Below are 21,711 nucleotides of genomic sequence, written 5' to 3'. Positions count from 1 at the left end.
CCGCGGCCCGCGGCCGGGCGTCACACGGCGGGCGCCACGGGGAGGGTGCTCACGCGCCCCAGCCCGCCTGCTGCCCGCCGACCCGCTCCGCGACGATCTTCTCGGCGTACCCGGACCGCGCGTACGCGGCCATCGGCTCGGGGTCCAGGCCCATCTCCTCGCGCAGTTCGCGCAGCAGCGGCCGCACGTCCGTGTTGTACGCGTCCATGACCACGGCGTTCGCGCCCAGCACGTCCTCGGCCCGCTGCGCCGCCGCCAGCGCCTCCCGGTCGACGAGCAGCGCCTTCGCCGTCGCCTCCTGCACATTCATCACCGACCGGATGATCGCGGGGATCTTCGGTTCGATGTTGTGGCACTGGTCGAGCATGAACGCGGTGTCGGAGGTGAACCCGCCGCCGCGCGTCACCTCGTACATGATGCGGAACAGCTGGAAGGGGTCCGCCGCGCCGACCATCAGGTCGTCGTCCGCGTAGAACCGGGAGTTGAAGTCGAATCCGCCGAGCTTCCCCTCCCGCAGCAGGGTGGCCACGATGAACTCGATGTTGGTGCCCGGCGCGTGGTGCCCCGTGTCGACGACCACCTGCGCCCTCGGCCCGAGCTTCAGACAGTGCGCGTAGGCCGTCCCCCAGTCCGGCACGTCGGTGGTGTAGAAGGCCGGCTCGAAGAACTTGTACTCCAGCAGCATCCGCTGCTGTTCGCCCAGTCGCTCGTAGACCCGGGCGAGTCCTTCGGCGAGCCGGTCCTGCCGCTCGCGCACGTCGTCCTGGCCGGGGTAGTTCGTGCCGTCCGCGAACCACAGCTTCAGGTCCCGGGAACCGGTCGCGTCCATGATGTCGACGCACTCCAGCAGGTGGTCGACCGCCTTGCGCCGCACCGCGGCGTCCGGGTGGCAGATGCTGCCCAGCCGGTAGGCGTCGTCCTGGAAGGTGTTGGAGTTGATCGCGCCCAGCTTCACACCGCGCTGCGCGGCGTGCTCGGCGAGCCCTGCGTAGCCGCCGGCTCCGTCGACCCTGTCCCACGGGATGTGCAGGGCGACGGTCGGGGCGACGCCGGTGAACTCGTGGACCTTCGCGGCGTCGTCCAGCTTCTCGCGCGGATCGCGGGGTATGCCCTGCTGGGCGAACACCTTGAAGCGCGTCCCGGAGTTCCCGTACGCCCATGACGGCGTCTCGACTGCCTGGGTCCTGAGCGCGGCCTTCACCGCGGCGAGATCGGTCACTGCTGGGCTCCTGTGGCATGCGGTCGGAACAGGTCGCTGACATGCACCGATGAAACGATTCAGAACAACCGCAAGCTATGAGCACCCGGCAGGGGTGTCAAGCACCCTGACCAAGACCGCCTTTCGTGACTCCGTTGTGACCTTGAGGCTGCCGCAGGCTTTTCGACTCGTACCCATTGACGCGCGGTGTCCGACCCGCCTAACGTCCCGGCAACCAAGTTGAAACCTTTCACGACGCCGTGGGGGCCGCCCTGCCGCTCCGCCGCGTCGTCGAGGAGCCCCTCATGACCCACCCGTCCGACACGGGGCCGACCCCGGTACTGGCGCTCAAGGGCATCTCCAAATCGTTCGGCGCGGTGCGCGCCCTGCGGGACGTGTCCCTGGAGCTGTTCCCCGGCGAGGTGCACGCCCTCGCCGGTGAGAACGGTGCCGGCAAGTCGACGCTCATCAAGACGCTCGCCGGAGTGCACCGGCCGGACGCCGGCCAGGTGCTGCTCGACGGCGAGCCCGTCCACTTCCACGGACCCGGCGACGCCCGCGACGCCGGGATCGCCGTGATCTACCAGGAGCCCACCCTCTTCCCCGACCTGTCGATCGCGGAGAACATCTTCATGGGCCGCCGGCCCCGCCGCAGCCTCGGCCGCATCGACCACCGGGCCACGCACGCCGCGACCGCCGCCCTGATGCAGCGCCTCGGCGTCGAACTCGACCCCGAGCGCCCCGCCCGCGGTCTGTCCATCGCCGACCAGCAGATCGTGGAGATCGCCAAGGCGCTCTCCTTCGACGCCCGGGTCCTGATCATGGACGAGCCGACGGCCGCGCTCACCGGCAGCGAGGTGGCCCGCCTCTTCGGCGTCGTGCGCACGCTGGAGGAGCAGGGCGCCGCCGTCCTGTTCATCTCGCACCGGCTGGAGGAGATCTTCCGGATCTGCCGGAGGGTCACCACCCTGCGCGACGGCGCCTGGATCGCCTCCGAACCCCTCGACGGCATGACCGAGGACGACCTGGTCCGCCGGATGGTCGGCCGGGACCTCGACGAGCTGTACCCCAAGCAGGACGTCCGCCCCGGCGAGGTCGCCCTCAGCGTGCGCCGGCTGACCCGCGAGGGCGTCTTCACCGACGTCTCCTTCGATGTGCGGCGCGGCGAGATCGTCGGCCTCGCGGGACTCGTCGGCGCCGGGCGCACCGAGGTGGCGCGGGCCGTCTTCGGGGTCGACCGGTGGGACGCCGGCGAGGTCGAGATCGACGGGCGCAGGCTGATCAACGGCGCCCCGTCCACCGCGATGGCCGCCGGGCTGGCCCTGGTTCCCGAGGACCGGCGCGCCCAGGGCCTGGTGATGGACATGTCCATCGAACGCAACATCGGGCTCACCGGACTCCGGACCACCGTGCGGGCCGGCCTCGTGGACCGCGGAGCCGAACGCAGCCGCTCCCTGGACTGGGCGGTCAGGCTCCAGGTCAAGTACGCCCGGATCGCCGATGCCGTCGCCACCCTGTCGGGCGGCAACCAGCAGAAGGTCGTGCTCGCCAAGTGGCTCGCGACCCGGCCCAAGGTGCTGATCGTCGACGAGCCGACCCGCGGCATCGACGTCGGCACCAAGGCGGAGGTGCACCGGCTGCTGAGCGAACTGGCCGCCGACGGAGTGGCGGTACTGATGATCTCCTCCGACCTGCCCGAGATCCTCGGCATGGCCGACCGCGTGCTGGTGATGCACGAGGGCCGGCTCACCGCCGAGATCCCGCGCTCCGACGCCACCGAGGAAAGCGTGATGGCCGCGGCCACCGGGAGGGCCGCGTGAGCCGCCCGGGGTACCTCCCGCGCCCGTCGGGCCGTGGCGCAGCACGCGCCGGCGCCGCACCGCAGACGACGACGACCGCCGTACCCGCACCCGCACGCCGCGCGGGCGGGGCAGCGGACGAAAGGGCCGCAGCATGACCGTGACCGCGCCGAACCCCGCCCCGGCCGCCGAAGTGCCCAGGTCCAGCGGGACCCGACTGGTCGACCGCGTCTTCAAGATGCGCGAACTCGCCATCCTCGTGGTGTTCCTGGTGATGATCGCCGTCACCCAGGCCGGCAACAGCGAGTTCCTGTCCGAGCAGGGCATCAAGGACCTGCTGCTGAACGCGACGATCCTGGTCCTGGTCGCCACCGGCCAGTCCCTGGTCGTCATCACCCGCAACGTCGACCTGTCGGTCGGCTCCACCCTCGGCATCAGCGCCTTCGCCGCCGGGACCTACCTCCACGGTGGCGGCAACCCCGTGGTGGCCGTGCTGCTGGCGGTGCTGACGGGGGTCGGCTTCGGCCTGCTCAACGGCCTCCTCGTGAGCCTCGGCCAGGTGCCCGCGCTGGTCGTGACGCTGGGCACCCTCTACATCATCCGCGGCATCGACTCCATCTGGGTCGGCTCGCGCCAGATCACCGCGGCCGATCTGCCGGGCGGATTCGTCGACTTCGGCTCCGGCGGCCTCTCGGCGGTGCCGTGGCTGGCGCTGATCGCCCTCGCGGTCCTGGTGGCGACGGCGTACTACCTCAAGCACTACGGCAGCGGCCGCGAGCTGTACGCGCTCGGCTCCAACCCGGAGGCCGCGCGCCTGGCCGGCATCCCGGTCCGCAAGCGGATCCTCACCGCCTACACCTTCTGCGGCGCCCTCGCCGGACTCGCCGGCGCGATGTACCTGGCCCGGTTCGGCAACGTCGACTCGGGCACCGGCAACGGCTACGAACTGACCGTCGTCAGCGCGGTCGTGGTGGGCGGCGTCGTGTTCACGGGCGGCTCCGGCAGCGTCTACGGCGCGGCCCTCGGCGCGCTGCTGCTGACCTCGATCAACAGCGTGCTGCCCGCGCTCGGTGTCAGCTCGGTCTGGGTGCTCGCGATCAACGGCATCCTACTCATCCTCGCCATCGCCGTGGACCGTGTGGTCGCCCTGCGCGTGGCGTCCGCCCTGAAGAAGAGGAACGTCCGCCATGCCTGAGTCCTTGACGCGTGCCGTCCGCTGGGACACGGTCGTCGGCGTCCTGCTGATCGTCGTCCTGCTGCTGTCGTTCGGCTTCGTCGACGGCTTCGGGAACGCGCTGAACCTGTCGTTCCTCATCGGCAACACCCTGCCCATCGCGCTGATCGCGCTGCCCATGACGCTGCTCGTCGTCTCCGGGGAGATCGATCTGTCGGTCGCCTCCACCGCGGGACTGTCCGGCGCGGTGATGGGCGCCCTGTGGAACCAGGGCATGACCATCGAGACGATCATCCCGCTGTGCCTGCTGCTCGGTGTGGTGTGCGGGCTGATCAACGGTCTGCTGGTGACCGGGCTGGGGCTGCCGTCCCTCGCCGTCACCATCGGCACCCTCGCCGCCTACCGCGGCATCGCGCAGATCGTGCTCGGCTCCGACGCGGTGACCGACTTCCCCACCCCGTACCTGGACTTCGCGGCCGGCCGGATCGGCGACACGTTCATCCCGTACGCCCTGCTGCCCTTCCTGGTGCTGCTGGCGATCGCGGTGGTCGCGCTGCACGCCACCCCCTTCGGGCGGTCGTGGTACGCGATCGGCGCGAGCGAGGAGGCCGCCCGCTTCGCCGGGATCCGGGTCAAGCGGCAGAAGCTGATCCTGTTCACGGTGACCGGCCTGATGGCCTCCCTCACCGGGGTGTTCTGGGCCCTGCACTACGCCAGTGCCCGGTACGACAACGCCACCGGGCTCGAACTGTCCGTCGTCGCTGCCGTGCTGCTCGGCGGCATCGACTTCGACGGCGGCAAGGGGACGCTCGGCGGCGCCGTCGCCGGGGTGTTCCTGCTCGGTGCGCTGCAGAACGTCATGAGCCTCCAGGACGTCTCCGCGCAGTCGCAGATCGTCGTGACGGGCGTCCTGCTCGTCCTGTCGGTGCTCGGCCCGCGGGTCGCGCGCCAGATCTCCGTAGCGAGGGCGGCCCGCTCCGCCGGATAGGCCGTTCGACCGCCGCGGCCCGTCCGCGGCCGGTCGCGCAGTTCCCCTCGCCCCTCAGGGGCATCCACTCACCTTCGTCACTAAGGACCCGTGATGCGTAAGAAGTCCCTCCGCCGCACCTGCGCGGCCCTCGCCACCGCCACCTCCCTCGCCCTCACCGCCTGCGGCGGCACCACCAAGAAGGACGTCGCCGAGGAGGGCGGCTCGGGGGCCGCGGCCGGCCAGGCCGACCCGAACGCCGAACTCAAGAAGGGCCTGACCGTCGGCTTCCTGCCCAAGCAGGTCAACAACCCCTACTTCACGTCCGCGGACAAGGGCGGCGAAGCGGCGCTGAAGGAACTGGGCTCCAGCTACAAGGAGGTCGGCCCGTCCAGCGCCACCGACACCTCCGGCCAGGTCTCCTACGTCAACACCCTCACCCAGCAGCAGGTCGACGCGATGGCCGTCTCCGCGCAGGACCCGGGCGCCCTGTGCACGGCCCTCAAGCAGGCCATGAGCAACGACATCAAGGTCGTCACCTACGACTCCGACACCAAGCCCGACTGCCGCAACGCCTTCGTCTCGCAGGCCAGCGCCGAGGACCTGGGGCGCACCGAGGTGCAGCTGCTCGCCGAACAGATCGGCTACAAGGGCGAGATCGCGATCCTGTCGGCCGCGCAGACCGCGACGAACCAGAACACCTGGATCGAGTTCATGAAGGACGAGCTCAAGGATCCGAAGTACAAGGACATCAAGCTGGTCAAGGTCGCGTACGGCAACGACGACGCCCAGCAGTCCTTCCAGCAGACCCAGGGCCTGCTCCAGGAGTACCCGGACCTGAAGGGGATCATCTCCCCGACCACCGTCGGCATCAAGGCCGCAGCCCAGTACCTGTCCGGCTCGAAGTACAAGGGCAAGGTCAAGCTGACCGGTCTCGGCACCCCCAACGACATGCGCAAGTACGTCAAGAACGGCACCGTCGAGGCGTTCGAGCTGTGGGACCCGGCCAAGCTGGGCGAGCTGGCCGCCCGGACCGCCGTCGCGCTGGTCTCCGGACAGATCACCGGCAAGGAGGGCGAGACGTTCACCGCGGGCGGCATGGGCGAGTTCACGATCGGCAAGGACGGCGTGATCAGCCTGGGCAAGCCGACCGTGTTCGACGCCGAGAACATCGACGACTACAACTTCTGATCCCGGGGGACTGCCGATGCAGCGTGTGTGCTTTCTGCTGAAGGTCCGGGCGGACCGCCTCGCCGAGTACCGCGAGCGGCACGCCGCCGTGTGGCCCGAGATGCTCCAGGCACTCTCGGCCACCGGCTGGCACAACTACTCGCTCTTCCTGCGTGAGGACGGCCTGCTGGTCGGCTACGTGGAGACCGAGGACTTCGCCGCCGCCCGGGCCGGCATGGAGGCCACGGAGATCAACGCCCGTTGGCAGGCGGAGATGGCGCCGTTCTTCGAGTCGCTGGACGGCGCCCGCCCCGACGAGGCCATGAAGCCCCTGTCCGAAGTCTTCCACCTCGCCTGAGCCGGAGCCGCCCGATGAGAAGACGCACGTCGTCCCCCACCGCCGTGCCGAGCGCCGTGGCCCACTGCGGCGGACGGGCCGCCGGACCGGAACCGGCGGCCGCACCGGCCGTCGCCGGCCGGCCCGCGCGCCGCGGCCGTCCGGCGGACCGGCCGGGCACGGAACCGGCCGCCGGCACCGCGTCGCGCCGGCATCCGGGTACCCGCCCGAGTGCGGCCGCGCCGCGGTGGCGTGACGGTAGTGTGAGGTGCTTCTCGTCGCCCCACGTTTCCCTGGAGGTCGCTGCCTGATGGCCCAGTCGGTGGGTATCAAGGATGTCGCCCGGGTCGCCGGGGTCTCCGTGGGCACCGTCTCCAATGTCATCAACCGGCCGGAGACGGTCGCCACGGAGACCCGCGCGCGTGTGCAGTCGGCGATCGAACGGCTCGGCTACGTCCGCAGCGAGTCGGCCCGCCAACTGCGCGCGGGCCGGAGCCGGATCATGGGTCTGCTCGTCCTCGACATGGGCAACCCGTTCTTCGTCGACGTCGCCCGCGGGGCGGAGCGCGCCGCGCGGGAGGCCGGCCTCGGCGTGATGGTCTGCAACAGCGCCCAGGACCCCGCGGAGGAGGCCGACTACCTCTCCCTGTTCGCCGAACAGCGGGTGCGCGGCGTGCTGCTCACCCCGGCCGACGCCACCGGCCGCAACATCGCCGCGTTCCGCCGCCACAACATCCCCTTCGTCCTCGTAGACCGGGTCGCGGAGGGCACCACCGAGTGCTCGGTCTCCGTCGACGACGTGGCGGGCGGCGCGCTGGCCGTGCGTCATCTGGTCGACGCCGGGCACCGCTCCATCGCGTACGTCAGCGGCCCGCCCGGCCTCACCCAGGTCCGCGACCGGCGCACCGGCGCCCTGAACGCGCTCGCCGAGGCGGGCCTCGGCCCGGACGCGCTGCGTGAGCTGCCCACGGAGCGGCTGGACGTGGCCGCGGGCCGGGACGCGGGCGCCCGCCTGCTCGGGCTGGCCGAGCGCCCGACCGCCGTCTTCTGCGCCAACGACCTGCTCGCCCTCGGGGTCCTCCAGGCCCTGTACGCGGCCGGCGTGAGCGTCCCCGACGACCTCGCCATCGTCGGCTACGACGACATCGAGTTCGCCGCCGCCGCGGCTGTGCCGCTCACCTCGGTCCGCCAGCCCGCCGTCACCATGGGCGCGCTGGCCGCCGAGCTGCTGCTGGAGGAGACCGAGGGGGAGAGCGCGGCCGGCCTGCACGAGCACCGGCGCGTGGTGCTCCAGCCGGAGCTGGTGGTGCGGCGCTCCAGTCTGCCGGGCCGCTGAACCACCGGTCAGCAGCCGTTCATGATCCCCGGTCCCGCCCGTCGCGGGCACATGTGCTGAACTGGGACGCGGTCCACATTGCCGTCCGCATCCGGGAGACCCGTTGAGCGTCAGCTACCGCCAGCCCGGCGTCGTCCTCACCGACCGCCGTTTCACCGTGCCCCTCGACCACGACGACCCGGCGGGAGAGACGATCGAGCTGTACGCCCGCGAGGTCGTCGCCGGCGACAAGGAGGGCCGCGACCTGCCCTGGCTGCTGTACCTCCAGGGCGGCCCAGGCTTCGGGGCGAATCGTTTCGTCGGAAAGCAGGCCTGGCTCGGCCGCGCCCTGCAGGACTACCGCGTCCTGATGCTCGACCAGCGCGGCACCGGCCACTCCACGCCAGCCAACCGCCAGACGCTGCCGCTGCGCGGCGGCCCGGCCGAGCAGGCCCGCTACCTGGCCGCGTTCCGCGCCGACTCGATCGTCCGCGACTGCGAGGCGATCCGCCCCGAGGTCACCGGCGGCGCCCCCTGGACGGTGCTCGGCCAGAGCTTCGGCGGCTTCTGCACGGTGACCTACCTGTCGACCGCCCCCGAGGGCCTGCGCGCGGCGTTCGTCACCGGCGGCCTGCCCGCCCTCGACGCGCACGCCGACGACGTCTACCGGGCCGCCTACCCGCGGATCGAGCGCAAGGTCGCCGCGCACTACGCGCGGTACCCGCAGGACGTGGAGCGCGCCCGCCGCATCGCCGACCACCTGCTCAGCCACGACGTGGTCCTGCCGAACGGCTACCGGTTCACCGCCGAGGCCTTCCAGTCCCTCGGTATCCTCCTCGGCGGTTCCGAGGGCAGCCACCGGCTGCACTACCTCCTGGAGGACGCCTTCGTCCGCACCCCGGCGGGCACGGCCCTGTCCGACTCGTTCCAGGAGGAGGCCCAGAGCCTGCTGTCGTACGCGGGCCACCCCCTGTACGCCCTCGTCCACGAGGCCATCTACGGCCAGGACGAGCGGCCCACCGCCTGGTCGGCCGAGCGGGTCCGGGCGGAGTTCGGGCAGTTCGACGCCGCCAAGACGCTCGCGGGCGACGCGCCGCTGCTGTTCACCGGCGAGACCGTCCACCCCTGGATGTTCGAGTGCGACCCGGCCCTGCGCCCGCTGCGCGAGACGGCCGAACTGCTCGCCGCCCGCACCGACTGGCGGCCCCTGTACGACCCCGCGCGGCTCGCCGCCAACGAGGTGCCGGTCGCGGCGGCGATCTACCACGACGACATGTACGTCGACACGGCGCACTCGCTTCAGACCGCCCGTGCCGTCCGGGGTCTGCGCACCTGGGTCACCGACGAGTTCGAGCACGACGGCGTCCGGGCCGGCGGCCCCCGGGTCCTGGACCGGCTGATCGCGCTGACCCGCGACGAGGTCTGAGGTCCGTCCGTGCCGGTGCGGCCCACCGGCACGGACGGTGCGGCCCACGGGCACGGACTAATCTGCGGACATGACCGAGTCGACGATCACTCAGCTCCAGCCCATGCCGGACGACTGGCAGCGCGCCCTCGCGGTCGTGGCGCACCCGGACGACCTCGAGTACGGCTGCTCGGCGGCGATCGCGGCGTGGACCGAGGCGGGCCGTGAGATCAGCTACGTCCTGGCGACCCGCGGCGAGGCGGGCATCGACACCGTGGAGCCGGAGCGGTGCGGCCCGCTGCGCGAGCGCGAGCAGCGGGCCAGTGCCGCCGTCGTCGGGGTGTCGGCGGTGGAGTTCCTCGGCCACCGGGACGGAGTGATCGAGTACGGCACCGCGCTGCGCCGCGACATCGCCGCGGCGATCCGCCGGTACCGGCCGGAACTCGTCATCACCCTCAACCACCGGGACACCTGGGGCGGTGTGGCCTGGAACACCCCCGACCATGTCGCCGTCGGCCGCGCCACGCTGGACGCGGCGGGCGACGCGGGCAACCGGTGGATCTTCCCGGAACTCGTCGAACAGGGCCTGGAACCCTGGAACGGCGTCCGCTGGGTCGCGGTCGCCGGCTCCACCACCCCCACGCACGCCGTGGACGCCGCGCCCGGCCTGGAGCGCGGCATCCGCTCGCTGCTCGAACACCGCGCCTACATCGAGGCGCTGACGGACGAGGACCCCGAGACCTACGTCCGGAACTTCCTGACCGGTATCGCGCGGGAGGTCGGCAAGCGGTTCGGGGACAAGCCCGCGGTGGCGTTCGAACTCTTCCCCCGCTGACCCGCCGTCGGACGGCCGTGGGCCGCCGCGCGGAGGGCCACGGCCCTGCCCCGTGGGGCGCCCGCGTCGGTGCCGTGGTCCGCTCGCCGGGCCCGGGGACCCGTCGTGCCGCGTCGGCGAGGGCGGGCGCCCGGCTGTTCGCGTCGGTGCGGCGGTCCGCGCAGCCGACCGGAGGACCCGTCGTGCCGCTCCGGCGGCGGGTGCGCGGCTGTTCGTGTCGGTGCCGTGGCCCAATCACCGGACCCGGGACCCGTCGCCACCCCGGCGGCGGTCCGCGCGCAGCCGCCCGCGTCGTTGCCGTGGTCCGCTCGCCGGGCCCGGTTCCCGTCGGTCGCCGTGCCGTGTCGTCGTCCGTGGTTGGCGTACGTCCGGATCTCCGATAGCTTAGGCAAGCCTTACCTAAGGAGGAACGGGATGGGTGACAGCCACGCCGCCTGGGCGGCCGTGCCCGCGGCGGCAGAACGGGCCCGATCGGTGCTCGCCACCTCGTGGTCGTGCGCCGTGACCGCGGAGGGCGTCCGAGAGGAGCTCATCGGCGCGCACGCGGTCGCCGACGACGGGCGGGTGACCCTGCACGTGCCCGAGGACAGCGCGCTTCTCGCGGCCACCATCTGCGCGCCGCGCGGGGAGCCGTCCGCCGTCCTGGAGTTCGCCGACGTCGCGCCCGTCCCGATGCGCAGCCGCATCCGGGGCCGGCTGTGGATGGCCGGCTGGTTCAGCATCGAGGACGGCCATCTCGCGTTCGCGGCGACCCGGGTGGTGCTGCGCCAGGCGTCGGGAGCCGTGGTCGTCGACCTCGACGAGTTCGCCGCCGCGAGCCCGGACCCGCTGGCCACCGCCGAGGCCCGGCTGCTCACCCACCTCGCCGACGCCCACGCCGACGCGGTCGAACGCCTGACCCGGCTGGTCGAACCCGGCAGCCTGCACGGCGCCGTGCGCGTCCGGCCGCTCGCCGTCGACCGGCACGGACTGACGCTGCGGATCGAGCGCCGCCGCGCCCACGGCGACGTACGGCTGCCCTTCCACATGCCGGCCGACAGCGTCGCGCAACTCACCGAGCGGGTGCACGTGCTGCTCGCGCAGGCCGGTACCGCCGCCTGCCCCCGCGCCCTACAGCGGCAGCGCACAGACGGCGACGGGTGAGGCGAACGGCTCTCCCGCGAGCCGCAGTCCACCGTCGCGCGCGTCCACGCGGAAGACACTCACGGTGCCGGAACGCTGGTTCGCGGCGAACAGCAGGGCCCCGTCCGGGGAGAAGGCGATCTGCCGAGGGAAGTCACCGGCCACCGGGACCGTGTCGAGCAGCCGCAGCCGGGCGCCGTCGGCCTCCACCGCGTACCGCGCGATGCTGTTGTGTCCCCGGTTGGCGAGATAGGCGTACGAGCCGTCCGCGGTGACCAGGATCTGCGCCGGGTAGTTGGTGTCCGCGCCGGATCCCGTGGATCGGGCCTCGCCCACCGTGAGCCGGCCGCTCGCCGGGTCGTAGGCGCACACGGCCACCGTGTCGTCGAGCTCGTTGGCCAGATAGGCGTACCGGCCGCCGGGGTGGAAGGCGAGGTGACGCGGACCGGCCCCCGGCCGGGTCCGCGCCCGCGCGACCTCCCGCAAGGTGCCCTCGGCCGTGTCGAGGCGGTAGCTGTACACGGTGTCCGTGCCGAGGTCCACCGCGAGGACGTGCCGGCCGTCCGGGCCGGTGACGATCTGATGGGCGCGCGGACCCTCCTGTCCCGGACCCGGCGCCGAGCCGGAGTGCGTCACCAGGTCGGTGCGCTCGCCGAGGGCGCCCTCGGCGTCGATCGGGTGCACGGCCACGCTGCCGGAGGTGTAGTTGGCGCTGAGCAGCCAGCGTCCGCCCGGGTGCACGGACAGATGGCACGGCGCCGCGCCGCCGGTGCTCCGGCTGCCCAGGACCTTGCGGTCGGACAGCCGGACCGCGGTCACCGCACCGTCCTCGCGCTCGCTCACCGTGTAGAGGGTGCGGCCGTTCGGGTGCGCAGCGAGATACGACGGATCACCCACGTCCAGGAGGCCGCCGCCGACGACGCGGCCCGTGACCGGGTCGTAGGAGGCCACGCCGACACCCTCGCCGCCGCCGTCGACGGAGGTGTAGGTGCCCAGATAGAGCGGGCGCGGACCGGCGGGCGGCCTGCGCGAGGCCCGGGCTGAGCCGCCCGGTGACTTCACGGGGGTCTCGGCGGGCGGGGTGCCCCCGCAGGCCGCCGACAGCGGAAGCGCAGCCCCCGCCAGGACCCCGACGAGGCGCCGCCTGCTCCAGTCGCCGTGCGACACCCGCGCACCACTGCCCATTCCCGTACCCCGGCTCATCGGTCGTCCCCGTCGTCCGGGTCACCTTGGCGTGGATCACCTGTCGGGTGCAAGAAGGGCCGATCCCGCACCACGCGGCTCGGCCGGGGCCCCTCAATAGCGCGTCACGGCCGGGGCCCTCAGTGACGGGTCACATGGAACGGCGCACGGCCGCGAGGCGGCTGCGCCCCGCCCGGCGTGCCAGGCGCAGCCGGTCGCCCAGCCGGGTGAGCCTCGGCAACCGTTCGCGCTGCTCACGCGTGCAGCGGTCCAGTTCCTCCAGCAGCCGGCGCGAACGGTGCTCGGTGTCCATCTCGTCGAGGATGCGATTGACCTCGGCCAGCACGGCGCCGTGCAGCTGCCAGTGCAGGGAGTCGCCCGTCACCTCGTCCAGCAGCAGCTCGGCGAGCTTGTCGCGGGTGGCCGCCGCCCTGCGCAGCTCGTTGGTCAACCGTTTCTCCGCGGACTCGGCGCTGACGCTGACGTCCGTGGTGACCAGTACCGCGAAACTGACGACGGAGTCACCGATCTCGGACAGCAACTGCTCCAGGACCTTGCCGGTCTCCCGTTTGAACAGCGGCTCCGGGTCACGCACCTTCGCCAGGTCGGTGAAGGTGCGCGCGAGCACCCGCAGCACGACCGTGCAGATCTCCAGCGTGTCCAGGCCGGTGCGCAGCACCACTCGGTGCAGGAGTCCCTCGTGCACCCGCGGATTGAGCCGCAGACTGTCCTCCGCCTGCCGCAGCGCCGCGTCCACCTGGACGATGTCGTGGTCGAGCCGGCGCGCCTCGTGCAGCCGTTCGGCCGCCTTCGCGACCGGGGTGCGGCCCGCGGCCTCCTCGCCGACCCGCAGCATCAGCTGCCGCATCCGGCGGGCCAGGCCGTCGATCGACGCGCCCGCCTCGCCCACCCACACCGGCGGCGCCAGCAGCAGGTTGCAGGCGAGCCCCACGACCGCGCCGATCAGCGTCTCCAGGATCCGCGCCCAGGCGGTGTCCCCGACGCTGGTGACGCCGAGGACCAGCATCGCGCTGATCGCCACCTCGGGCACGAACTCGTCGACCCGCACCAGATGTCCGACGGCCAGCGAGGCCAGGATCAGCAGCGCGAGGCTCCACCAGGTCAGGCCGACCAGCAGACTGAAGGCGATGGCGATGACGACTCCGGCCACCACCGAGTTCACCCGGCGGATCCCGGTGGTCAGGGTGGAGAAGAGGGTCACCTGGACGACCAGGAGCGCCGTCAGGGGCGCGGTCAGCGGCGCCTTCTCGGGGCTGACGTGCAGCGCGATGACGTAGGACACCGTGGCGGCGCCCGTCGACCGCAGGGCCTGCACGACCACGGGATCGCGATGCCACCGCACCGATCGCGCAAGGGGTTCCGGCCATTCTCGTACAACTCGCATCCCTTGGCCTGTTCCCTTTCCCCTCAGGCATCGAACGTCCCGGACCTCCCATGGAGCGAACCGCGCCCCGCCCGCCATGTGGTCGCCCCGACTGCCGCCCCGCGTGTCGCACCTCTTCGCTCATGGCGTGAATTAAGGGTTGGAGTAATATCCCCTCGGTGGTCCGGCCGCCGTGGGGGCCGCCGGGGGGACAGGGTTCGGAAGGAGCCACATGGCGGGGCGGAACGGGCGCACGGTGCGCGACCTGAGGCGGGCCAACCGGACGGCCGTGTTGCAGCGGCTGTACTTCGACGGCCCGCTCAGCCGGTTCGAGCTGGGACCGGCCACCGGTCTGAGCTCGGGCTCCGTCAGCAATGTCGTCGCCGACCTGGTCGCCGACGGACTCGTCGAGGAGGCGGGCAGCGTCGACTCCGACGGAGGCCGCCCGCGCACCCTGCTGCGGGTGGCGCCCGGCAGCGGACACCTGGTGGGCGTCGACGTCGGCGAGACCCGGGTCCGGATCGAGCTGTTCGACCTCTCCCTGACCGAACTGGCCCGCACGGAACGGCCGTTGGTGCAGGGGCGCTACGACGTCGAGGTGATCGTCGGGCACATCCGCGACGGCATCGCCGAGGTGCTGGCCGCCGCGGACGTCGCGCCCGAGCGGCTGCTCGGCGTGGGCATCGGGGTCCCGGGCATCGTCGAGCGCACCCCCGACCGCGGCGCCGTCGTCCACGGCCAGACGATCGGCTGGGACGCGGTCCCGCTGGAGGCGCTGCTGCGCTCCCCGGCGGGGCCGCCGGCCGGGCTCGACCAGGGCGGGGAAGGGGCCGGGCTGCCCGACACCGTCTCGTACTTCATCGACAACGGCGCCCTGACGCTCGGCCAGGCCGAGATGTGGTTCGGCGGCGGACGCGGCGCCCGCAACGCGGTCGTCGTCCTGTTCGGCTCCGGTGTCGGTGCCTGTCTCGTGACCCCCGAGGTGGAGCACGGGCGGGCCGTGGAGTGGGGGCATCTGACCGTGCGGGTCAGGGGCCGCCGCTGCCGGTGCGGGGCGCTGGGCTGCCTGGAGGCGTACGCGGGCGCCGAGTCGCTGCTGCAACGCTGGCGCGAGGAGGGCGGGCATCCGCCCCGGGGCACCGACGAGGAGACCGCGCTGACCGCGATGCTGGCCGCCGCCTACCCGCCGGAGGGCGGCACGGCCGACCCGGTGGCGCTGGCCGTGCTGGAGGAGACGGCCGAGTACCTGGGCGCGGGACTGTCCGACCTCATCAACCTCTTCCAGCCGGAGCGGATCCTCATCGGCGGCTGGGCCGGACTCCAGCTCGGGGCCGGTTTCCTGCCCGCCGTACGCCGCCACGCCGCCGCCTACGCCCTGCGTCACCCGGCCGAGAAGGTCACCATCGACCTGGGCCGGCTCGGGCCGGACGCCGTCACCGTCGGCGCCGCGATCCTGCCGCTCGCCGACTTCTTCACCCGCGGCGGCCGCCGGCCCGAGCCCACCCCGCAGGGGCCGCAGCCGACCTGGCGGGCGGTGCTGGAGGAGCGCTCGCCGCACTGAGCGCCGGGTCCGCCTTCGGAGCGGTTTCGGGGCCCCGGCGCGAGGTACTCGCGGTGCTCTCCGGCAACAGGAAGAGAGCCATTCGTGAGCGACCACCGAGACGAGGAGCCGGGCCGCACCCCCCACCCCGTCTCCCGTGATTTGCCCGACCAGCAGGCCGGCGAGCACGAGGACCCCTGGGAGGTGCCCACCCCCGCGGCCGGCCGCGGCGCGCGGGACGACGAACGGGCCGAGGACGGCGACGCCGCCGCCTCCGACGTCCCCGACACGGACGAGGCGGGCACGGGCAGAAAGGGCGCCCCGCGGTCCTCCACCGCCCACCCCGAGCACCCGGACCCCGACGAGTCACCCGCCTGACCACGCGGGCGGCGGCAGCCGGCGCCGGGAACGGACGCCCGACGCGCGGACGCGACACCTCCGGCAGCCGAGCCGGCCGTCGGAGGGCAGGTCAGCCGACCTTGCGGCCCCGCATCGGTTCCGTCCAGGCACCCGCCCCCTGCTGGAGCCCCTCCAGCAGCTCCTCGATCACCTCGGTCGCCGTACGCCGCGGGCGCCAACCGAGTTCCTCGAAGGCCCGCGTGCAGTCCATCAGCGGCAGCCGCAGGACGGCGTCGAAGAGGTGCGGCGACGCGGGCAGCAGATGCAGCCCCCAGGCGGCGGCGATCGCCGAGCGCGCCGCGGTGCGGGGCAGCCGCACCGGCCGGCTGCCGAGCAGCGAGCCCAGCAACTGGGCGTCGACCGGCGGCTCGGCCGCGAGATTGAAGGCTCCGCGCACGTCGGACTCGACCGCGAGCAGGTACGCCCTGGCCGCGTCGTCGGTGTGCAGCGCCTGTACGCGCAGCCCGGGAACGTCGGGCAGGAACGGCAGCAGCTCCGGACGGACCAGCGACCCCGGCAGGAACCGGCCGCCGAAGATCCGGCGCTGCTCGCTCGCCGACTCGCGTTTGAACAGGAAAGCGGGCCGCATACGCACGACCCGGACCCCGGGGTGCTCACGCTCGAAGGTGTCCAGGGACCGCTCGAGATAGGCCTTCTCCCGGCAGTACGCGGCGTCCGGCCAGCCGTGCGTCGGCCAGGACTCGTCCACGGTGTGATCCTTCGGGCCCGGTGAGTAGGCGCCCACCGAGGAGGCGTGGATCAGAGCCGGCACGCCCGCCGCCGCCACCGCGTCGAAGACCCGCATGCCACCGAGCACGTTGGTGCGCCACGTCGCGGCGGGGTCGTGGGTCGGCTGGAACGCCCAGGCCAGATGGATCACGGCGTCGGCGCCCAGGAATTCCTTCACGAGGTCGGCCTGTCCGGACCCGATGTCCACCGCCGACCAGTCGGTTCTCGGCGGCTGCCACCGGGGGAACCGGCGAGCCAGCCCGAGCACGGAGCCGACCCGCGGATCCTCCGAGAGAAGCCGCACCACGCTGGTGCCGACATTGCCGGTGCCGCCGGTGACGACGACCCGGCTGCCCACTGCGTCGCTCACTTCCGGCTCCTCTCGGGCGTGCTCCGGCGGGACGCACCGAGTACCCGGACGCCGGAACGCCTACGCGGGCGGTCAGCGGGCGAAAGAGGGCACGGGCAAAGAGAAGCCCCGACCGGACGGGGGATTCCGATCGGGGCGGCCAGAGGGTGGGCACGAATGGCGGTCGCCTCTCGGCGAAAGGCTCCGCGGGGCTTCAGCCGGACGATCGTCCCCGCGGGCGGATGGTGTGGCCCGAGGACACTGTTCCATCCGCACCCACACTTCCTTCAACAGGAAAACGCCACCGGGTGTTCCACCGGGTGGCGCGCGCGGCGGTGACGTGGGTCACCGCGGCCCGCGCGCTCACGGGGGAACTTGCCCTTCCCGGGTCCAGGCCAGCAGGTCGTCGGCGGACCAGGTCGTCACCACGCGGTCCACCGGCACCCCGCACTCCTCCGCCCGCGCGCAGCCGTCGATCTGCCAGTCCAGCTGGCCCGGGGCGTGCGCGTCGGTGTCGATCGCGAACAGGGTGCCGGCCGCGACGGCCCGGCGCAGCAGGCGGCGGGGCGGGTCGAGCCGCTCCGGACGGCTGTTGATCTCCACCGCCGTGCCCGACTCGGCGCAGGCGGCGAAGACCTCGTCGGCGTCGAACTCCGACTCCGGCCGCCCCCGGCCCGTCAGCAGACGTCCGGTGCAGTGCCCGAGGACGTCCGCGTGCGGATCGCGCACGGCGGCGACCATGCGGCGGGTCATCGACCTGGCGTCCATCCGCAGCTTGGAGTGCACGGACACCACCACGACGTCGAGCCGCTCCAGCAGCTCCGGCTCCTGGTCGAGCGAACCGTCCTCCAGGATGTCGCACTCGATGCCGGTCAGCAGCCGGAACGGGGCCCAGGTCCGGTTGAGCTCCGCCACCACGTCCAGCTGCTCGCGCAGCCGCTCGGCGGACAGCCCGCGGGCCACCGTCAGCCGCGGCGAATGGTCGGTCAGCGCCGTCCACGCGTGCCCGAGCGCCGCTGCCGCGCGGCCCATCTCCTCGATCGGGCTGCCGCCGTCCGACCAGTCGGAGTGCACATGGCAGTCCCCGCGCAGCCGCGCCGGCAGCTCCCCGCCGCCCCGGGCCTGTCCGCCGGCCGCCTCCGTGTCGTCCTCCAGCCGCTTCAGATAGCCCGGCGTCCGGCCGTCCAGTGCCTCCCGCACCACCTGTGCGGTCTTCGGGCCGACACCCTTGAGCGACTCCAGCGAACCGGCGGCGGCCCGCCCGCGCACCTCGTCCGGCGGCAGCTCCTTCAGCACCCGGGCGGCCGTGCGGAAGGCCCGGACACGGTACGTCGGGGCCAGGGACCGCTCCAGCAGGAACGCGATCCGCTCCAGGGCGTCGACGGGATCCATCGCCACCTCCTACGGCGTCCGGTCCAGCGTTGCCCGGCGAACCCGGTCGCGCACGGCGGGGCGTCCGGCCGCACCGGCACACCGGACTCACCTGGGGTGATGCGGAGGGGCGGCGCCGGCCCGATCCGGCTTACGCTCGATGTCATGACCGAAATCGCGAGCCCCTACATGTCCCACCCGCGGATCATGGTGCTCGGCGTACAGCCCGGGCAGCCGCCGTTCCGCATCGTGGAGATCGACGGTGAAGTGGTGGGATCGGCACGGGCCGTCACCGACGTGCTGGAGACCGCCGCGGCGTTCGGTATCACCATCCACGACCTCGACGATCCGGACGTGGTGCGCTGGGTGGGCGGCGACAAGTTCACCTGGACACCGCGGTAGGGCCTGTCCGACGGTTCCCGTCCGACAGGCCCCGGGGCCCGCGCACCCCCGTCCGGCGGACCGGGGTGCGCATCGGGGGGCGGCGGCTCAGCCGACCGTCCACTTCTGGTTGGCGCCGCCCGAGCAGGTCCAGATCTGGAGCCGGGTGCCGTTGGCCGAGTTGTTGCCGGTCACGTCCAGGCACTTGTCGGCCTGCGGGTTGACGATGTCGCGGGCGCCGGTGACGATCCAGCGCTGGTTGGGTCCGCCCGTGCAGTCCCACAGTTGGACCGTCGAGCCGTCCGCGGTGCCGTTGCCGGTCACGTCGAGGCACTTGCCGAGCGCCCGGATGGTCCCGTCGGATCCGACGGTCCACCGCTGCGCACCGGTGCCGTTGCAGTCGTAGAGCTGTACGGGGGCGCCGTTGGCGGAACTCGCCCCGGCCACGTCCACGCACTTGCCGGCCAGTCCTCTGATCGCCGTGCCGGTGGGGGAGTCGCTGGTCGTGACCGACACATGGTCCACCACGAGCTGCTGCGGGAAGACCGTGGAGCCGTCGGGGTCGCCGGGCCAGTAGCCGCCCACCGCCAGATTCATGATCAGGAAGAACGGCTTGTTGAACACCCAGGCGCGCCCGCCCAGATCGGCGGGGGTGCGGCGCTGGTAGACGTTCCCGTCCACGGACCAGGTGATCGAGTCGGGTGCCCAGTCGACGGCGAAGGTGTGGTAGCCGTCCGCGAAGGCCTGGCCGTTCGGCAGCGAGTAGGCCGCGCCGATGCCGCCCGAGCCGAAGTAGCCGGGGCCGTGGATGGTGCCGTGCACGGTGGACGGTTCGTAGCCGACGTTCTCCATGATGTCGATCTCGCCGGAGTCCGGCCAGCCGACCTGGCCGAGGTCGTTGCCGAGCATCCAGAACGCCGGCCACATGCCCTGTCCGCGCGGGACCTTCATCCGGGCCTCGACGTGCCCGTACTGCGCGGTGAACTTCCCCGCGGTGTTGAGCCGGGCCGAGGTGTACTCGCAACGGCCGTACCAGCACTGGTAGTTGTTCGGGTTCTCGCGGCGGGCCGTGATCACCAGATGGCCCTGGCCGTCGAGGGCGGCGTTGTCGGTGCCCGGTGTGTAGAACTGCCGCTCGTGGTTGTTGACGTTGTCGCCGGTCTCGATCTGCCACTTGGACGAGTCGACTCCGCCGCCGACGGGGCCGTCGAAGGTGTCGGAGAACGTCACGGCCCGCGCGTCCGCCGGCTCGGCCCGGGCGGGCGCGACGGCGGCGGACGCGATGAGCACGGCGGACAGCGCGGCGAGCAGGCAGCTGCGGAGCAGGCGTGGGGCGGTCAAGGTGTTCCCTTCCGTACGGCGGCCCGAGGTTGCGGGCGCGCCCACTGGGGTGGGGGGTGAAGGGGTCTCCTTGATTTAAGAGATGAGGTAAGGGGTCGTCAATACCCTGGTCCGTACCAGCAGTTCGGGGTGGGCACCCGCCTCAGCGGCGGGCGTGCAGCGCCCGGCCGAGGCGGCGACCCAGCAGCAGATAGCCCGCCAGGGCCCCCGTCGTGTTGAGGATGACGTCGTCGATGTCGAAGGCGCGGCCGGTGACCATCGCGCCCTGGGCCAGCTCCACCATCAGCATCACCGTCGCGGTGAGCAGCAGGACGCGCAGGATCCCCCGGGCGCGTGGCGCGATCATCGGCACCAGCACCCCGAAGGGCACCCCGAGCAGCAGATTGCCGCCGATCTGCTTGACGGCGTCACGCAGCTGCGGCTGGTCCAGGTAGGCCTGGATCGAGCTGCCGGGATGCAGGTTGCTGTGCGTCAGCGCCTCCGAGGCGGGCGAGGGCTGGAGGGTCAGCCGGGCCAGCACGACCGCGAAGGCCACCATGACGACGAAGGCGCACACCGTCGCCAGCGCCCGGGCGAGACCGGGGAGCAGCCGGCCTGCCTTTCCGGCTCCGGCGCGGGGCTCGGCCGGTGGTTGTGCGGGTCGCTTCGCGGGCCGTCGACGGGGGAGCAGCCGGCTTGCCTTCCCCGCCCCGGCGCGGGGCTCGGCCGATGCTTCGGCGGGCCGCTTCGCAGGCCGTGGACGCGACAACACGCGGGACAGCAGGGCTGCACGAGCCATTTGCTCCTCCAGATTCTCAGATTCCCGTCCGGGTCGTTGCGCGGTTACCCCCGGACTCGGCATCGATTCCGCGGCCGGGCCGGGTGGCTTCCACCCCGCGGCCCGGCCGCCTTCGGGTCAGGTCCCGTAGGTGACCCGCACCTCCTTGAAACCGAGGGAGCCGAGCAGGCCCTCGAGCATCTCGGTGGTGTTGGTCTCGGCCCGCTCGGTGAGCTCGCTCTCCTTCGCCGCGTCGCGGATGTGCCGCACCGCGAGCTGCTGAACGGCCTGTTCGCCGTTGGGGTTGTCCGAGAACAGGTCGCCCAGCCGGTCGAGCAGTCCTCGCTGCTTCGACACGGCGTAGGACCGGTCGGCGTCCAGGGCGGGCTTGCCGAGTGCCGCGTGCGGCAGCCGGAGCGTGGCGGAGGTGCGGTCCTCGTCGACCGTCACGTCGTTCTCGCCGATCTTGCCGAGGTCGACGTAGGCGTCCACCGTGCCCGCGCCGACGTAGAGGGTGCGGGTGCCGCGGATCGCGTCGGGCAGGTACTTGGTGTCCTTCTCCAGGTCCACCACGACCTGGAAGTTGCCGGAGGCGGCGTCGTAGCGGCTGATGTCCTGGATCGACTTGAGCAGGGCCGGACCCGAGCGGTCGTGGGTCTCCGTGCCGAACAGGTCGTCCAGTCCCGGCAGGACGCTCAGCCGGATCCCCGCGAACAGCACGACGAGCACCAGCGTGACGGCGCTCACCACCTTCGCCCAGCCGGGCAGGCGCCTGGGCAGGCGCTTGATGGAAGTCATCATGGCGACGGTCCTCCTTTCTACGGACCGCATGCCCACCAAATCCCGGACCAGACCAAGCGGTTGACCTGTGTACGACTCATTCGGGTGCTCGGGGGAGCGCGCGGCGGGTCAGGGACCGGTGCGCGGTGAGGTACGGCCCGTGGACGCCTGCCGCG

The 21,711-nt window shown here is 72.6% G+C and carries 20 protein-coding genes; 12 read left to right on the top strand and 8 right to left on the bottom strand.

What is annotated here, in order from left to right; genetic code table 11:
• Positions 1-49: 49 nt before the first annotated feature.
• On the bottom strand, positions 50-1,219 hold the full coding sequence (gene rhaI / locus DN051_RS06260; RefSeq protein WP_053757122.1) for an L-rhamnose isomerase: 1,170 nt from the start codon (positions 1,217-1,219) through the stop codon (positions 50-52).
• A 284-nt stretch (positions 1,220-1,503) separates the two neighbouring features.
• On the opposite strand from rhaI, the gene DN051_RS06255 reads away from it, so the two are divergent.
• The 9 genes from DN051_RS06255 (at position 1,504) to DN051_RS06215 (ending at position 11,343) form a co-directional block, all read left to right on the top strand.
• Positions 1,504-3,018, top strand: a complete 1,515-nt coding sequence (locus DN051_RS06255; RefSeq protein ID WP_053757146.1) for a sugar ABC transporter ATP-binding protein — start codon at positions 1,504-1,506, stop codon at positions 3,016-3,018.
• Between the two features lie 133 nt (positions 3,019-3,151).
• Positions 3,152-4,192 carry an ABC transporter permease gene (locus DN051_RS06250; RefSeq protein ID WP_053757121.1) on the top strand — a complete coding sequence of 347 codons (1,041 nt, stop codon included), beginning with the start codon at positions 3,152-3,154 and terminating at the stop codon, positions 4,190-4,192.
• Positions 4,185-5,159 (top strand): ABC transporter permease, encoded by a 975-nt coding sequence (locus DN051_RS06245; RefSeq protein ID WP_053757120.1) that lies wholly within the window; start codon positions 4,185-4,187, stop codon positions 5,157-5,159. Before DN051_RS06250 ends, DN051_RS06245 begins: the two co-directional genes overlap by 8 nt.
• Positions 5,160-5,252: 93 nt before the next feature.
• Positions 5,253-6,329 carry a rhamnose ABC transporter substrate-binding protein gene (rhaS, locus tag DN051_RS06240; protein ID WP_112438182.1) on the top strand — a complete coding sequence of 359 codons (1,077 nt, stop codon included), beginning with the start codon at positions 5,253-5,255 and terminating at the stop codon, positions 6,327-6,329.
• Positions 6,330-6,345: 16 nt separating this feature from the next.
• Positions 6,346-6,666 carry an L-rhamnose mutarotase gene (locus DN051_RS06235; RefSeq protein ID WP_053757118.1) on the top strand — a complete coding sequence of 107 codons (321 nt, stop codon included), beginning with the start codon at positions 6,346-6,348 and terminating at the stop codon, positions 6,664-6,666.
• A 289-nt stretch (positions 6,667-6,955) separates the two neighbouring features.
• Complete coding sequence (locus DN051_RS06230; RefSeq protein WP_053757117.1) at positions 6,956-7,981, top strand: LacI family DNA-binding transcriptional regulator; 1,026 nt, start codon at positions 6,956-6,958, stop codon at positions 7,979-7,981.
• A 103-nt stretch (positions 7,982-8,084) separates the two neighbouring features.
• Complete coding sequence (locus tag DN051_RS06225) at positions 8,085-9,386, top strand: alpha/beta fold hydrolase (RefSeq protein ID WP_053757116.1); 1,302 nt, start codon at positions 8,085-8,087, stop codon at positions 9,384-9,386.
• A 70-nt stretch (positions 9,387-9,456) separates the two neighbouring features.
• On the top strand, positions 9,457-10,200 hold the full coding sequence (locus DN051_RS06220; protein WP_053757115.1) for a PIG-L deacetylase family protein: 744 nt from the start codon (positions 9,457-9,459) through the stop codon (positions 10,198-10,200).
• 414 nt (positions 10,201-10,614) lie between these two features.
• Positions 10,615-11,343, top strand: coding sequence for a DUF2470 domain-containing protein (locus tag DN051_RS06215; RefSeq protein WP_053757114.1), 729 nt, complete (start codon positions 10,615-10,617; stop codon positions 11,341-11,343).
• On the opposite strand, the gene DN051_RS06210 is transcribed toward DN051_RS06215, so the two are convergent.
• Both DN051_RS06210 and DN051_RS06205 read right to left on the bottom strand, forming a co-directional pair.
• Positions 11,311-12,525 carry a lactonase family protein gene (locus tag DN051_RS06210; protein WP_420709115.1) on the bottom strand — a complete coding sequence of 405 codons (1,215 nt, stop codon included), beginning with the start codon at positions 12,523-12,525 and terminating at the stop codon, positions 11,311-11,313. The two genes, DN051_RS06215 and DN051_RS06210, sit on opposite strands and share 33 nt — an antisense overlap.
• A 130-nt stretch (positions 12,526-12,655) precedes the next feature.
• Positions 12,656-13,909 (bottom strand): FUSC family protein, encoded by a 1,254-nt coding sequence (locus tag DN051_RS06205; protein WP_053757112.1) that lies wholly within the window; start codon positions 13,907-13,909, stop codon positions 12,656-12,658.
• Between the two features lie 211 nt (positions 13,910-14,120).
• Here DN051_RS06205 and DN051_RS06200 point away from each other — a divergent pair, with 211 nt between their 5' ends.
• Positions 14,121-15,449, top strand: coding sequence for an ROK family transcriptional regulator (locus DN051_RS06200; RefSeq protein WP_053757111.1), 1,329 nt, complete (start codon positions 14,121-14,123; stop codon positions 15,447-15,449).
• Positions 15,450-15,533: 84 nt separating this feature from the next.
• Positions 15,534-15,806: a hypothetical protein gene (locus tag DN051_RS06195; protein WP_053757110.1), complete on the top strand. Its 273-nt coding sequence runs from the start codon at positions 15,534-15,536 to the stop codon at positions 15,804-15,806.
• 91 nt (positions 15,807-15,897) lie between these two features.
• Here the strand turns inward: DN051_RS06195 and DN051_RS06190 are convergent, their stop codons facing one another.
• Both DN051_RS06190 and DN051_RS06185 read right to left on the bottom strand, forming a co-directional pair.
• A complete protein-coding gene (locus DN051_RS06190) occupies positions 15,898-16,926 on the bottom strand; it encodes an SDR family oxidoreductase (RefSeq protein ID WP_053757109.1) in 1,029 nt (342 codons plus the stop codon).
• Between the two features lie 342 nt (positions 16,927-17,268).
• Positions 17,269-18,297 carry a PHP domain-containing protein gene (locus DN051_RS06185; protein WP_112438181.1) on the bottom strand — a complete coding sequence of 343 codons (1,029 nt, stop codon included), beginning with the start codon at positions 18,295-18,297 and terminating at the stop codon, positions 17,269-17,271.
• Between the two features lie 144 nt (positions 18,298-18,441).
• Between DN051_RS06185 and DN051_RS06180 the strand changes: the two genes are divergently transcribed.
• On the top strand, positions 18,442-18,678 hold the full coding sequence (locus DN051_RS06180; RefSeq protein ID WP_053757145.1) for a hypothetical protein: 237 nt from the start codon (positions 18,442-18,444) through the stop codon (positions 18,676-18,678).
• A gap of 87 nt (positions 18,679-18,765) precedes the next feature.
• On the opposite strand, the gene DN051_RS06175 is transcribed toward DN051_RS06180, so the two are convergent.
• The 3 genes from DN051_RS06175 to DN051_RS06165 all read right to left on the bottom strand — a co-directional run bounded on the left by DN051_RS06175 (position 18,766) and on the right by DN051_RS06165 (position 21,556).
• Positions 18,766-19,998, bottom strand: coding sequence for a lectin (locus DN051_RS06175; RefSeq protein WP_112438180.1), 1,233 nt, complete (start codon positions 19,996-19,998; stop codon positions 18,766-18,768).
• Positions 19,999-20,140: 142 nt separating this feature from the next.
• Positions 20,141-20,776: a VanZ family protein gene (locus DN051_RS06170; RefSeq protein WP_342781536.1), complete on the bottom strand. Its 636-nt coding sequence runs from the start codon at positions 20,774-20,776 to the stop codon at positions 20,141-20,143.
• Positions 20,777-20,893: 117 nt separating this feature from the next.
• Positions 20,894-21,556, bottom strand: a complete 663-nt coding sequence (locus tag DN051_RS06165; RefSeq protein WP_053757106.1) for a DUF4230 domain-containing protein — start codon at positions 21,554-21,556, stop codon at positions 20,894-20,896.
• Between the last annotated feature and the right edge of the window lie 155 nt (positions 21,557-21,711).

The organism is Streptomyces cadmiisoli (assembly GCF_003261055.1).
GTDB classification, from domain to species: Bacteria; Actinomycetota; Actinomycetes; order Streptomycetales; family Streptomycetaceae; genus Streptomyces; species Streptomyces cadmiisoli.
This window is presented reverse-complemented; position numbering and strand designations above follow the sequence as displayed.

Coding starts and splice junctions, on each gene's coding strand:
- DN051_RS06215 (WP_053757114.1), top strand. CDS start 10,615: ATGGGTGACAGCCACGCCGCCTGGGCGGCCGTGCCCGCGGCGGCAGAA.
- DN051_RS06230 (WP_053757117.1), top strand. CDS start 6,956: ATGGCCCAGTCGGTGGGTATCAAGGATGTCGCCCGGGTCGCCGGGGTC.
- DN051_RS06245 (WP_053757120.1), top strand. CDS start 4,185: ATGCCTGAGTCCTTGACGCGTGCCGTCCGCTGGGACACGGTCGTCGGC.
- DN051_RS06185 (WP_112438181.1), bottom strand. CDS start 18,297: ATGGATCCCGTCGACGCCCTGGAGCGGATCGCGTTCCTGCTGGAGCGG.
- DN051_RS06180 (WP_053757145.1), top strand. CDS start 18,442: ATGACCGAAATCGCGAGCCCCTACATGTCCCACCCGCGGATCATGGTG.
- DN051_RS06170 (WP_342781536.1), bottom strand. CDS start 20,776: ATGGCTCGTGCAGCCCTGCTGTCCCGCGTGTTGTCGCGTCCACGGCCT.
- rhaS (WP_112438182.1), top strand. CDS start 5,253: ATGCGTAAGAAGTCCCTCCGCCGCACCTGCGCGGCCCTCGCCACCGCC.
- DN051_RS06220 (WP_053757115.1), top strand. CDS start 9,457: ATGACCGAGTCGACGATCACTCAGCTCCAGCCCATGCCGGACGACTGG.
- DN051_RS06250 (WP_053757121.1), top strand. CDS start 3,152: ATGACCGTGACCGCGCCGAACCCCGCCCCGGCCGCCGAAGTGCCCAGG.
- DN051_RS06210 (WP_420709115.1), bottom strand. CDS start 12,525: ATGAGCCGGGGTACGGGAATGGGCAGTGGTGCGCGGGTGTCGCACGGC.
- DN051_RS06200 (WP_053757111.1), top strand. CDS start 14,121: ATGGCGGGGCGGAACGGGCGCACGGTGCGCGACCTGAGGCGGGCCAAC.
- DN051_RS06205 (WP_053757112.1), bottom strand. CDS start 13,909: ATGCGAGTTGTACGAGAATGGCCGGAACCCCTTGCGCGATCGGTGCGG.
- DN051_RS06165 (WP_053757106.1), bottom strand. CDS start 21,556: ATGATGACTTCCATCAAGCGCCTGCCCAGGCGCCTGCCCGGCTGGGCG.
- DN051_RS06235 (WP_053757118.1), top strand. CDS start 6,346: ATGCAGCGTGTGTGCTTTCTGCTGAAGGTCCGGGCGGACCGCCTCGCC.
- DN051_RS06255 (WP_053757146.1), top strand. CDS start 1,504: ATGACCCACCCGTCCGACACGGGGCCGACCCCGGTACTGGCGCTCAAG.